This window comes from Hydrogenophaga sp. PML113, assembly GCF_001777155.1.
Classification (GTDB): Bacteria; Pseudomonadota; Gammaproteobacteria; order Burkholderiales; family Burkholderiaceae_C; genus Hydrogenophaga; species Hydrogenophaga borbori.
Window position 1 is genome coordinate 107,711 of record NZ_MIYM01000007.1, and the last position, 12,560, is coordinate 120,270.

Below are 12,560 nucleotides of genomic sequence, written 5' to 3' on the forward strand. Positions count from 1 at the left end.
GACATGGCGATCAACACCACCCCAAAAGAAATGCCCACCGGGGACGGCAATCCCACGGCAGGCGGCGCGATCAACGATCTGGATTTTCCCACCGGCGAGCGAAACGACAAAGCGTTTTCCCGGCTGCGCGCGGCGTTTGAGTTGCGTGGCCATTCGCTGCACCGCACGGACCCGGCCGACGGCAAAGTGACCTACTGGGTCGAACGCTGGGGGTTGGTGCGCTACCTGCCCACCTTGCACGACGCGGCGCAATTTCTGGCACAGATCGGGGGCCGGTTGTGATGGTTGCGACCGACCCCATAGAACAATTCCGCGCCGAAATCCTGGCCGCTGGTTTAACCCCACCGGATGACATAGTGGCCGATGGTCGATTGCACCGCTTTCCCACCAATGGGCGGCGTGGTGACGCTTCTGGCTGGTACGTGTTGCATGGCGATGGCATACCCGCCGGGGCCTTCGGGTGCTGGCGCAGTGGCCGGCAATCGAGCTGGTGCGCGAAGGCCGACAACGACATGACGGCGGCTGAGCGCGAGGCCCACCGGCAACGGATCAGGGCCATGCAGGCGCAGCGCGAGGCCGAACATGCCCAGGTGCAGCAGCAGGCCCGCGAGGCGGCGGCGCTCGCCTGGAAGGTCGCAACGCCGGCCACCGGGCATGACTACCTGACCCGCAAAGGCATCGAGGCCCACGGCGTGAGGTGCAGCGGGCACCACCTGCTGATCCCGATGCGCGACACGTCGGGCATGCTGCACAGCCTGCAAAGCATCGCACCGGATGGAGTGAAGCGCTTTCAACCCGGCGGGCGGGTGAAGGGCTGCTATCACGCCATTGGCAAGCCTGACGGTCTGTTGATCGTGTGCGAGGGCTACGCCACCGGCGCGAGCATTCATGAGGCTACCGGGCACGCTGTGGCCGTAGCCTTCAATGCGGGCAACCTGCGGGCCGTGGTTGAGGCGCTGCGCGACAAACACCCGGCGCTGAAAATCATCATGGCCGCTGATGACGACGCACGCACCCCCGGCAATCCGGGCCTGAGCAAAGCGACCGAGGCCGCGCAATGCGTGGGCGGGTATGTGGCGGTGCCCGACTTCGGCAGCGACCGGCCCGATGGCGCGACCGACTTCAACGACCTGCACCAGATCGCGGGGGCCGACGCGGTGCGCGCGTGTATCGAGGCGGCTGCGCATGCCGAGCCATCGGCCAACGCGCCCGAGTGGCCCGAGCCGGAACCATTGCCCGATGCCTTGCCGGCGGTGCAGGCGTTTGACCCCGAGTTACTGCCCGAGACGCTGCGCGGCTGGGTGGCCGACATAGCGCACCGGATGCAGTGCCCGCCGGACTTTCCGGCAGTGGGGGCCGTGGTGGCGTTGTCGGGCCTGATTGGCGCGCGTGTTGTTGTGGCACCCAAGGCGCGCGATGACTGGCGCGTGGTGCCCAATCTGTGGGGTGCCATCGTCGGCAGGCCGGGGGTGATGAAGTCGCCTGCTTTGTCCGAGGTGTTGAAGCCCTTGCACCGCCTGGAAACCCGCGAGCGTGAGCAATGGGCGGCGGCGCATGAGGCATGGGAGCTTGACGCCAAGGTGGCCAAACTGGCCGCAGAAGCCAACGAGAAACAGGCGCGTGCGCTGGCCATCAAGGAACCGACCAAGGCCCGCGCGATGCTGGCCCCGGTGGATGCGCCCGAGGAACCCACGATGCGGCGCTATGTCGTCAACGACGCCACCGTGGAAAAGCTGGCCGACCTGTTGACGGTGAACGCATGGGGCCTGCTGGTGTACCGCGATGAAATACACGGCCTGCTGTGCAGCATGGATCGCCAAGGGCAGGAAGGGGCGCGGGGCTTCTACCTGACCGGCTATGACGGCAACCAAGGCCACGCGGTTGACCGCATCGGGCGCGGCGAATCGTTTGTGCCGCGCGTGTGCCTGGCCATGCTGGGGGGCATTCAACCCGGCAAGTTGCAGAGCTACGTGCGCGAGGCCGTGGCCGGCGGTGGCTGGGGCGTGAGACCGTGCAATCCGGCGATGCATTGGGCCGTGGCAGGCCCAGCGAGCGCTACCTGTTGCACCCCATGCTGTTGAAGGGGGGCGCGTGATGGGTGGCCCTCAGTGAATCGGATCGGAACTGGGCACACAGAAGCTGTCCTGCCTCATTGGGCCCAAATCTGACCATTGCGTGCTTGTCTCGGGAGTTGAATGCGCTGAAGGCTGGGATGCCTACGCTTGATCGACTGAGTGCTGAGAACCGTGCGTGGGTGCAGCAGTCCTGCCCGCAAAGTCTCGGGCCAAGCATTTACAGGTCTTGTGCTGAGCGCGAGATACGTGCGCTTACGTCGGGAGTAACACCGCCGAGAGCACATCCTGCGCCGCCGACAGCACAGTACCCCCAGGGCGCGGTGCCGCGTGTTGGTGGAGTGCGGCGTGCTGACGCATACCCAATCGAGGTGTCCCACAACGACGAGTTGTTCGTAATCAACGGGGAAAAGTTCGAGGCAAAAACCTATTGCTTCAACATGGAAGAGGGAGACGACGTGATGTTCCTGGAAGGAAGCCCTTTTGGGGTCTGCGTGAGCGCGACATTGCTCAATCTCCGAACCCGCAACAAGTGCGAGGTGTGGTGCGAGTAGTGCTTGCACCGGCGGCTTGTGGTCTGCTGGCGACATGCTGCCGCAGACTTGCTGGCCGTCGCCGCAGCACTGATTCAACGGTGCGGAGAGCAGGGTATCGAGGCTTCGACCGGGGAACAAATCGGGGAACGAAATCGAAATCCTGCGCTTTGATGTGTTTTAAATCAATGCTTTAGGTGATTCCTTGGAATCCCGCCACGCCATTTATGCGAAAGCCCGTCATCTTGCGATGACGGGCTTTTTCTTTTGTCTCGGGCGCCCGCGCTTCAGCGCAGCACCTCCAGCAGGCGGTCCAGTCCGCCGGTTTCGATGGACACCATGGCCTGTTCGCGCACGGCGGGCTTGGCGTGGTAGGCCACGGACAGGCCCGCCGCGCCCATCATGAGCAGGTCGTTGGCGCCGTCGCCCATGGCAATGCACTCCGAGGGCTCGATGCCCAGCAGCGAGGCCACCTCCAGCAGGGTGCGCCGCTTCTCGGCGCCGTCGCAGATGTCGCCCCAGGTCTGGTCGACCATGCGGCCCGTGAGTTCGCCGCAGTTCGCGCCGCTCGCGATCTCCAGCACGTTGGCGCGCACGAAGTCGATGCCCAGCGTGTCGCGCACACGGTAGGCGAAATAGGTGAAGCCGCCAGAGACCAGCAGCACCTTGAGTCCGGCGTCCTGGCAGGCGCGCACGAGTTCGGCCGCGCCGGGGTTGATGCGCAGGCGCTCGACCAGCACCTGCTCCATGTCGGCCACGGTCACGCCCTTGAGCAGGGCCACACGACGGCGCAGGCTGTCCTTGTAGTCGGTGATTTCGCCGCGCATCGCGGCCTCGGTGATGGCGGCGACCTCCGCCTTCTTGCCGACCACGTCGGCGATCTCGTCCACGCACTCGATGCTGATGAGCGTGGAATCCATGTCGAAGGCGATGAGCTTGAAGTCGCGGAGCTTGAGCGGCGGCGTGAAGCCACGCACGGTGAGGCCGGGGGCGATGGAAGTGGCGGGGGCGGTCATGCGGTTTCGGTGGTGGTCTTTTGGGGTTGGCCCAGGGCGCGCAGCACGTCGCGCACGAGTTGCACGCGGTCCTTCACCTCGGGCAGCGCGCGCTCGATGCGCAGCTTCTCGTTGCCCGCCAGCTTGATGTGCTTGTGCTTCTGGATGAGCTCGACGATGCGCATCGGCTCGATGGGCGGGTTGGGTTTGAAGGTGATGTTGATCACGCCCGGCGCCGCGTCGACCTTGGCCACGCCATAGGGCGCGCTGAGCACGCGCAGGCGGTGCACGTCGATGAGGGTCTGCGTCTGCGCCGGCGGCTTGCCGAAGCGGTCGACGATTTCCTCCAGCAGGGCATCGACCTGCTCGGCGCTGCGGGCGGTGGCCAGCTTTTTGTAGAAGCTCAGGCGCAGGTGCACGTCGCCGCAGTAGTCGTTGGGCAGCAGGGCGGGGGCGTGCAGGTTGATGTCGGTGGTGACGGACAAGGGCGCCAGCAGGTCGGGTTCGCGGCCGGCCTTGAGGGCCTTCACGGCCTCCGAGAGCATCTCGTTGTAGAGCTGGAAACCCACCTCCAGCATGTTGCCGCTCTGGTTCTCGCCCAGCACCTCGCCGGCGCCACGGATCTCCAGATCGTGCATGGCCAGGTAAAAGCCGCTGCCCAGTTCCTCCATCTGCTGGATGGCGTCCAGCCGCTGCGCGGCCTGTTTGGTGAGGCCTTCGATCTCGGGCACCAGCAGGTAGGCGTAGGCCTGGTGGTGGCTGCGGCCCACGCGGCCGCGCAGCTGGTGCAGCTGCGCCAGGCCGAACTTGTCGGCGCGGCTCATGACGATGGTGTTGGCCGTGGGCACGTCGATGCCGGTCTCGATGATGGTGGAGCACAGCAACAGGTTGTACCGCTGGGCCACGAAGTCGCGCATCACGCGCTCCAGCTCGCGCTCGGGCATCTGGCCGTGCGCGACGGCGATGCGCGCCTCGGGCAGGATCTCTTCCAGCTTGGCCTTGCGGTTTTCGATGGTTTCGACCTCGTTGTGCAGGAAGTAGACCTGGCCGCCGCGCTTGAGCTCGCGCAGCACGGCCTCGCGGATGACGCCGTTGCCTTCGTTGCGAACGAAGGTCTTGATGGCCAGGCGGCGCTGCGGGGCGGTGGCGATCACGCTCAGGTCGCGCAGGCCCTCGAGCGCCATGCCCAGGGTGCGGGGGATGGGGGTGGCGGTGAGCGTCAGCACGTCGACTTCGGCGCGCAGCTGCTTCATGGCCTCCTTGTGGCGCACGCCGAAGCGGTGCTCCTCGTCGATGATGAGCAGGCCCAGGTTCTTGAACTGGGCTTTCTCGCTCAGCAGCTTGTGCGTGCCAACGACGATGTCCACCGAGCCGTCGGCGATGCCCTTCATGGCCGCCGTGATTTCCTTCTGCGATCGGAAGCGGCTCATCTCGGCGATCTTCACCGGCCACTTGCTGAAGCGGTCCACCAGGGTCTGGTAGTGCTGTTCTGCCAGCAGCGTGGTGGGCGCGAGGAAGGCCACCTGCTTGCCGCCGGTCACGGCCACGAAGGCCGCCCGCAGCGCCACTTCGGTCTTGCCGAAGCCCACGTCGCCGCAGACCAGGCGGTCCATGGGCCGCGGGCTGATCATGTCCTGCACCACGGCGTGGATGGCGGCGCGCTGGTCGGCGGTTTCCTCGAAGCCGAAGTCGTTGGCGAAGGCCTCGTAGTCCTGCGGTGAGTAGCGGAAGGCGTGGCCTTGGCGCGCGGCGCGGCGCGCGTAGATGTTGAGCAGTTCGGCGGCGGCGTCGCGCACCTGCTCGGCGGCCTTGCGCTTGGCCTTCTCCCACTGGCCGCTGCCCAGCTTGTGCAGCGGCGCCTCGTCGGCGCTGACACCGGTGTAGCGGCCGATGAGGCCGAGCTGACTCACGGGCACGTAGAGCACGGCCTTGTCGGCGTATTCCAGGTGCAGGAACTCCTGCAGCGCGGGCGTGCCGTCGGCGTTTTTCTCGCCCATGTCCAGGTTGATGAGCCCGCGGTAGCGGCCGATGCCGTGCGCCGCGTGCACGACCGGGTCGCCCACGTTGAGTTCGGACAGGTCCTTGATGAGCGCGTCGACGTCGCTCACCTGCTCCTGCTTGCGGCGCCGGCGTGTGGTGGGGCCGGCGGCGAAGAGCTCGGTCTCTGTGACGAAGTCGATGCCGGCTTCCAGCCAGGCGAAGCCGGTGGCCAGGGCGGCGGTGGCGATGCCGGCCTTTTCCTCGCTGGCCTGGAATTCGGCCAGGCTGTCGAAGGCGGGCGGGTTCAGGCCGCTGGCGCGCAGGAAGTCGAGCAGGCTTTCTCGGCGGCCGTCGCTTTCGGCCAAGATCAGCGCGCGCTGCGGGCTGGCGCGCAGGTGGGCCTGCAGCTTGGCCAGCGGTTCGTCGGCGCCGCGCACCACGGCCAGATCGGGCAGTGCCTGGGCGAATGCGCTGTCGCTCACGTCGCTGGCGCCCGGGCGCATCACCACCTGGGCATGCGCCTTGGCCCGGGTGAAGAACTGCTCGGCGTTGAGGAAGAGGGCGTCGGGCGGCAGGATGGGGCGGTCGGGATCGCCCTGCAGCAGGCGGTGGCGCTCGCGCGTGTCCTGCCAGAAGCGCTGGAAGGCGGGCTCCAGCTCCCCGTGCAGCACCAAGGTTGCGGCCTCGCCAAGGTAGTCGAACACCGTGGCGGTGTCCTCGAAGAACAGCGGCAGGTAGTACTCGATGCCGGCGGTGGCCACCCCGTTGCCCATGTCCTTGTATAGGCGGCTCTTGGTCGGATCGCCTTCGAGCAGTTCGCGCCAGCGGCTGCGAAAGCGCGCGCGCGCCGCGTCGTCCATAGGGAATTCGCGGCCGGGCAGCAGGCGCACCTCGTTCACCGGGTACAGGCTGCGCTGGCTGTCGGGGTCGAAGGTGCGGATGCTGTCGATCTCGTCGTCGAACAGATCCACGCGGTACGGCACCGGGCTGCCCATGGGGAAGAGGTCGATGAGGCCGCCGCGCACGGCGTACTCGCCGGGACTCACCACCTGTGTGACGTGCTGGTAGCCCGCGAGCGTGAGCTGGCCCTTGAGCCGCGCCTCGTCCAGCGATTGCTTGACCTTGAAGTGGAAGGTGTAGCCCGCCAGGAAGGACGGTGGCGCGAGCCGGTAGAGCGCCGTGGTGGCCGGCACCAGTACCACGTCGGCGCCGCCGTCCTGCGCGCGCTGGGAGATGCGCCACAGGGTGGCCAGGCGCTCGCTGATGAGGTCCTGGTGCGGCGAGAAGGTGTCGTAGGGCAGGGTTTCCCAATCGGGAAACAGCGTGGTGCGCAGATCGGGCGCGAAGAAGGCCAGCTCGTCGATCAGGCGCCGGGCGTCGTTCGCGTCGGCCGTGACGATGGCGGTGAGCCGGCCGTCGCGCTGTTCGCGCTCGGCCAGGCGGGCCAACCACAGCGCGTCGGCCGAGCCGCCGGGGTGGGGCAGGGTGTGGCGCTTGCCGGGGCTCAGCGCGGGCAGGGTGAGGGACATTCGGTCGGTACCAACAATGCAAATACCCCCGGTCGGATCGGGCCGGGGGTGTGGGTGAATTCTAGAATGGCGGCGCCCATGAGCGCTGCTTCCCCTTTCCACGCCCCATCGTCCTTGCCCCGCTGCCATGCGCTGCTGCCTTGCGCGGGCACCGGTTCGCGCGCGGGCGCGCCGCTGCCCAAGCAATACCAGCCCATCGCGGGGCGGCCTCTGGTGCAGCACACCCTGGCTGCGTTGCGCGGCGTGACGAGGCTGGATCGGATCGTGGTGGTGCTGGCGCCCGACGATGCGCACTGGCCCGGCGATGTCGACGGCGTGCTCGCCCTGCGCCGCGGCGGGGCCACGCGCGCCGAAACCGTGTTCAATGGCCTGCAGGCCCTGCGCGAAGCCGGCGTGCCCGATGCCGATTGGGTGCTGGTGCACGACGCCGCGCGCTGCCTGGTCACGCCCGAGGAGGTGACGGCGCTGATCGAGGCCTGCGCCAGCGACCCGGTGGGCGGCCTGCTGGCGCTGCCGTTGCCGGACACGCTGAAGGACGAGGTGGACGGCCGCGTGGCGCGCACCATCGAGCGCCGCCACAAGTGGCTGGCACAGACACCGCAGATGTTCCGCCTGGGCGAACTGCTGGACGCGCTGTTGATGGCGCGAGCCACCGGCTTCGAGGGCATCACCGACGAGGCCAGCGCCATCGAGCGCACCGGGCGGCGCCCGCGCCTGGTGGAAGGGCGCGCCAGCAACATCAAGGTCACCTACCCGTACGACTTCGCCTTGGCCGAAGCCATCCTCAGGAGCCGCACATGAACGCCATCCGCATCGGCGAAGGATGGGACATCCACCGCCTGGTTACCGGTCGCCCACTGGTGTTGGGGGGGATCACCGTGCCGCACACGCATGGCCTGCTGGGGCATTCCGACGCTGACGCGCTGCTGCATGCCATCACCGACGCGCTGCTCGGCGCCGCCGCGCTGGGCGATATCGGCCGCCACTTTCCCGACACCGACGAGCGCTTCCGCGGCGCCGACTCGGGTGCGCTGCTGGCCGAGGCCGCTCGGCGCGTGCGCGCCGAAGGCTACGAGATCGGCAACCTCGACAGCACCGTGGTTGCGCAGGCGCCCAAGCTGGCGCCGCACATCCCGGCCATGGTCGAGCGCATCGCCGCCTTGCTCGACTTGGCGGTGGGCCAGGTGAACGTGAAGGCCAAGACGGCCGAGAAGATGGGGCCGGTGGGGCAGGGCGAGGCCATCGAGGCCCGCGCCGTGGCCTTGTTGTTCAAGGTCTGAGCGGCAGACGCCGGGCGGCGCTCAGCCCGGCGCGCGGCGCAGCTTCATGTGCGCCGCCAGGCCGCCCGTGCTGCTGTTGGCCAGCGCGAAGCGCCCACCCATGCGCGTGATGGCGCGCTCCACAATGGCCAGACCCAGGCCCGTGCCGGTGGCGTCGGAGCGCGCGGCGTCGCCGCGGAAGAACGGCTGGGTCAGCTGCTCCAGCATTTCGGGCCGCACGCCGCGGCCATGGTCGCGCAGCTTGACCAGCACCGAGTCGTCCTTGGCCTTGGCGGCGATGTCGATTTGCGCCACGCCGCTGTCGGGGTCGCGGCCGTAGCGTGAGGCGTTTTCCAGCAGGTTGCTGAACACGCGCTGCAACTCCACCGGGTCACCCAGCACGAACAGCGCGGGCTCGATACGGGTCTTGATGACCGTCTTGGGATCGTCGCCGAGCGCGAACAGCGCGGTCTCTATCACCTCGTTGAGGTTGACCTCCTCCGGCTTCATGTGGTCGGGCCGCGCGTAGTCGAGGAACTTGTCGATGATGGCGTTGACCTGCTCGATGTCGGCCGACATGTGCTCGCGCGCCATCGGATCGGCCACGCTCATCTCAGTTTCCAGCCGCAGGCGCGCCAGCGGCGTGCGCAGGTCGTGCGAGATGCCGGCGAGCATGAGTGCGCGGTCCTGCTCAATCTTGGACAGGCGCTGCGCCATGCGGTTGAAACCGATGTTGACCTCGCGGATTTCGCTGGTGGCCACCGTCTCGTTGAGCTGACTGGCGTTGAAGTCGCCCTCGCGCACGCGACTGGCCGCGAAGGAGAGCTTCTTCAACGGCCGGTTGATCAGGCGCGCGATGAGCGCGGCGCCAGCGAGAGAGAGCAGGGCAGCCGTTCCCAGCCAGATCAGCCAGGTGGTGCCCGCCACCGGGCCGATGCGCGAAGGGTCGGTCAGCAGCCAGTACGGGTCACCGTCGATCGAGAAGCCGATCCACAGCCCCGCCTGGTGATTGACCTCTCGCGCCACCACCGTGTCCGGCCCCAGGCGGGCCTTCAACTGTCCGGCCACGTTGCGGCTGAGCAGGTCGGTGTCGTAGAGCTGGAAGGTGTCGTTGGGCTCGCGCGGAGCGATGCGCAGGCCTTCCTCGGACGCCAGGGTCTTGATGAGCGAGACGCGCGCGATCGAATCCGAGTGAATCAGCGCCGCGCGGCTGAGGTTCACCAGCGAAGCGAGCTGCTGCGCGCTTTGCAGGGCGCGCGGCTCATATTCCAGCGCGCGGAAGGTTTGCAGCCACGCGATGATGCAGCCCGTGAGCAGCAGCGTGAGAAAGAAGAAGGTGCGCCAGAACAGGCTCACGCCGCGCGTGGGCCGCACCTCCAGCGGGGCCGGGGCGGTTTCCAGCGCGGTGGGTTCGGTCTCGAACGGTACGCGTGATTCGCTGTCCATCAGGTGTTGCCGTCCGGCACGAACACGTAGCCCACGCCCCATACCGTCTGCAGGTAGCGCGGCGAGGATGCGTCGTCCTCGATCAGCTTGCGCAGGCGCGAGACCTGCACATCCAGGCTGCGGTCGAAGGGCTCGAATTCGCGTCCGCGCGCCAACTGGGCCAGCTTCTCGCGCGACAGCGGTTGGCGCGGGTGGCGCACCAGGGCCTTGAGCATGGCGAATTCGCCAGTGGTCAAGGGTAGGTCGTTGCCGTCCTTGCGCAGGGTGCGCAGGCTCAGATCGAATTCGTAGGGGCCGAACTTCACCACCTCGGCGTCCTGCGAGGGCGCGCCGGGCACCTCGGCCGGCGGGCGGCGGCGCAGCACGGCGTGGATGCGGGCCAGCAGTTCCCGCGGATTGAACGGTTTGCCGAGGTAGTCATCGGCGCCGACCTCCAAGCCCACGATGCGGTCCACGTCCTCGCTCTTGGCGGTCAGCATGATGATGGGCGTGCGGTCGCCATTGGCGCGCAGGCGGCGGCAGATCGACAGCCCGTCCTCGCCGGGCATCATCAGATCGAGCACGATGATGTCTACGGCGTCGCGCTGCAGGACCCTGTTCAGGGCCTTGCCGTCTTCGGCCAGCATCACTTCGAAGCCTTCCTGCATCAGGTAGCGGCGCAGCAGGTCGCGGATGCGCACGTCGTCATCGACGACGAGAACCTTGTTGGGGCGGGGGTGGTTCTGTGGCATGGGAGCAACTTCCGATAAATGTAACAAAGCCGATTTTGGCAGCGGCAAGTGCTTGTCAACGCTCGTTTTTTGGTTTTTTGACAGGCTGTTACAGATGTTGCCCCGCATGCCATTCGCTTGACCCGGGCCTCACTCGCACAATCGGGCTTCTGTTCATACTCCTCCACACCATGAAGTCCGTTTGGATGGGAACCATCGCTTGCTTGACCGCGGGTCTGGCTTACGCCAATCCGGAGCGTCCGCGCGACGCCGGCGTGATCGGCGCCGACGCCGCGGCGGTGACGGTGGTGCCGATCTCAATCGATGGTGGCGAGGCGCGTGCGCCCATGCGGCTGCGCGATGCCCTGCGCCAACCCTTTGACGACATGGACGACGGCGGCAAGCCTTTCCGGCTGTCCGTGGAGGAGCGTCAGCGCCTGCGCGAGCAGCTCAGGGTGCAACCGCCCTTCGAGTCCCATCGCCAGCCCTGAAAAAACCAGCACACATGCCCATGCCCTATCTGCCCGCCCGCTCGGCGGCTGCGGTTCGCCGCGCCGCTTCCGCTCTCAGCCTCATGGCCGCCGTGGCCGCTTCGCCGGTTGCGCTGGCGCAGGCGCCCGAGGTGCCCGCCAATGTGGTGAGCCTCTCCGCCAGCGGCCACCTGGAAGTGCCGCAAGACTGGCTCACCGTGGTGTTGAGCACCACCCGCGAGGGCAGCGATGCCGCTACTGTGCAGAATCAGCTCAAGGTGGCTGTGGATGCCGCGCTGGCGATCGCCCAGCCGCAGGCCAAGCCTCAGCAACTGGAGGTGCGCACCGGCAACCTGCGCCTCTACCCCCGTTATGGCAGCAATGGCCGCATCAGCGGCTGGCAGGGTCAGGCCGAGGTGGTGATCGAGGGCCGCGACATCGCCAACGTGAGCGCGGTGGCTGGTCGCGTGCAGACCCTCACCGTCTCCAACATGGGCTTCTCGCTCTCGCGCGAAGCGCGTCAGGCGCTGGAGTCCCAGGTGCAGGCGCAGGCCATCGAGCGTTTTCGCGCGCGCGCCAGTGAAATCGCCAAGGGCTTTGGCTTCAGCGGCTACACGCTGCGCGATGTGTCGGTGAGCTCGGCCGAGATGCCCGAGCGACCCATGCCGCGCATGATGGCCATGGAGGCCAAGGCGGCCGCGAGCGACGCCGCCATTCCGGTGGCCGCCGGCACCAGCACCGTGAGCATCACGGTGTCTGGCGCCATCCAAATGCGCTGAGGCCTTACTGGGCGGCCCAACCGCCGTCCATGTTCCAGGCCACGCCGCGTACGTTGCCGGCGGCGGGCGAGCAGAAGAACACCGCCAGTTCGCCCAGCTCCTCGGGCGTGGTGAATTGCATCGAGGGCTCCTTCTCGCCCAGCAGCAGCTTGGTGGCTTCCGCGTTCGAAAGCTTCAGCGCGGCGGCCTTCGCGTCCACCTGCTTCTGCACCAGCGGCGTCAGCACCCAACCCGGGCAGATGGCGTTGCAGGTGACGCCCGAGGTGGCGGTTTCCAGGGCCGTCACCTTGGTCAGGCCCACGATGCCATGCTTGGCCGCCACGTACGCCGACTTCTCCGCCGATCCCACCAGCCCATGTACCGAAGCCACGTTGATGATGCGTCCCCAGTTGGCCTTGAGCATGGCCGGCAGGGCCAGACGCGAGGTATGGAAGGCGCTGGACAAGTTGATGGCGATCACCGCGTCCCAGCGTTCGACCGGGAAGTCCTGCACCCTGGCGACGTGCTGGATGCCCGCGTTGTTCACGAGGATGTCCACTTGGCCGAAGGTCTTGGCCGCGTAGGCCATCATGTCCTCAATCTCCGCCGGCTTGCTCATGTCGGCACCGTGGTAGCCGACCTTGGCGCCCAGTGCCGCCACCTCGGCCTGTGGGCCGGCGCTGTCACCGAAACCATTGAGCACGACATTGGCGCCCTGGCGTGCGAGGGCCTTGGCGATGCCGAGGCCGATGCCGCTGGTGGATCCGGTGACGAGTGCGGTTTTCCCGGTGAGCATGGGTTACTCCAG

At 67.4% G+C, this 12,560-nt stretch carries 11 protein-coding genes; 6 read left to right on the forward strand and 5 right to left on the reverse strand.

The features are described 5' to 3' along the window. The first annotated feature begins 3 nt into the window (after window positions 1-3). Both BHU06_RS14795 and BHU06_RS14800 read left to right on the forward strand, forming a co-directional pair. Entirely contained in the window at window positions 4-282 is a 279-nt protein-coding gene (locus BHU06_RS14795) for a hypothetical protein (RefSeq protein ID WP_070399977.1), read from the forward strand. Then, entirely contained in the window at window positions 282-2,081 is a 1,800-nt protein-coding gene (locus tag BHU06_RS14800) for a DUF3987 domain-containing protein (protein WP_083293254.1), read from the forward strand. The genes BHU06_RS14795 and BHU06_RS14800 overlap by 1 nt, the downstream gene beginning before the upstream one ends. A gap of 811 nt (window positions 2,082-2,892) precedes the next feature. On the opposite strand, the gene serB is transcribed toward BHU06_RS14800, so the two are convergent. Together serB and mfd are read right to left on the reverse strand one after the other, a co-directional pair. Next, a complete protein-coding gene (serB, locus tag BHU06_RS14810; protein WP_070399980.1) occupies window positions 2,893-3,621 on the reverse strand; it encodes a phosphoserine phosphatase SerB in 729 nt (242 codons plus the stop codon). After that, window positions 3,618-7,109, reverse strand: coding sequence for a transcription-repair coupling factor (gene mfd / locus BHU06_RS14815; protein WP_070399981.1), 3,492 nt, complete (start codon window positions 7,107-7,109; stop codon window positions 3,618-3,620). The genes serB and mfd overlap by 4 nt, the downstream gene beginning before the upstream one ends. A gap of 78 nt (window positions 7,110-7,187) precedes the next feature. On the opposite strand from mfd, the gene ispD reads away from it, so the two are divergent. Continuing rightward, window positions 7,188-7,910, forward strand: a complete 723-nt coding sequence (gene ispD, locus BHU06_RS14820) for a 2-C-methyl-D-erythritol 4-phosphate cytidylyltransferase (RefSeq protein WP_070400116.1) — start codon at window positions 7,188-7,190, stop codon at window positions 7,908-7,910. Then, window positions 7,907-8,389: a 2-C-methyl-D-erythritol 2,4-cyclodiphosphate synthase gene (gene ispF / locus BHU06_RS14825; protein WP_070399982.1), complete on the forward strand. Its 483-nt coding sequence runs from the start codon at window positions 7,907-7,909 to the stop codon at window positions 8,387-8,389. The genes ispD and ispF overlap by 4 nt, the downstream gene beginning before the upstream one ends. 21 nt (window positions 8,390-8,410) lie before the next feature. Here the strand turns inward: ispF and BHU06_RS14830 are convergent, their stop codons facing one another. Then, window positions 8,411-9,814 carry a sensor histidine kinase gene (locus tag BHU06_RS14830; RefSeq protein ID WP_070399983.1) on the reverse strand — a complete coding sequence of 468 codons (1,404 nt, stop codon included), beginning with the start codon at window positions 9,812-9,814 and terminating at the stop codon, window positions 8,411-8,413. Beyond that, window positions 9,814-10,545, reverse strand: a complete 732-nt coding sequence (ompR, locus tag BHU06_RS14835; protein WP_070399984.1) for a two-component system response regulator OmpR — start codon at window positions 10,543-10,545, stop codon at window positions 9,814-9,816. The genes BHU06_RS14830 and ompR overlap by 1 nt, the downstream gene beginning before the upstream one ends. A gap of 170 nt (window positions 10,546-10,715) precedes the next feature. On the opposite strand from ompR, the gene BHU06_RS14840 reads away from it, so the two are divergent. Both BHU06_RS14840 and BHU06_RS14845 read left to right on the forward strand, forming a co-directional pair. Continuing rightward, entirely contained in the window at window positions 10,716-11,015 is a 300-nt protein-coding gene (locus tag BHU06_RS14840; protein ID WP_139147081.1) for a hypothetical protein, read from the forward strand. 20 nt (window positions 11,016-11,035) lie between these two features. Then, the gene (locus BHU06_RS14845) at window positions 11,036-11,773 is read left to right on the forward strand and encodes an SIMPL domain-containing protein (RefSeq protein ID WP_345774088.1); all 738 of its coding nucleotides are present in this window, start codon (window positions 11,036-11,038) and stop codon (window positions 11,771-11,773) included. Window positions 11,774-11,777: 4 nt separating this feature from the next. Here the strand turns inward: BHU06_RS14845 and BHU06_RS14850 are convergent, their stop codons facing one another. Then, complete coding sequence (locus BHU06_RS14850; protein WP_070399987.1) at window positions 11,778-12,548, reverse strand: 3-hydroxybutyrate dehydrogenase; 771 nt, start codon at window positions 12,546-12,548, stop codon at window positions 11,778-11,780. Window positions 12,549-12,560: the final 12 nt, after the last annotated feature.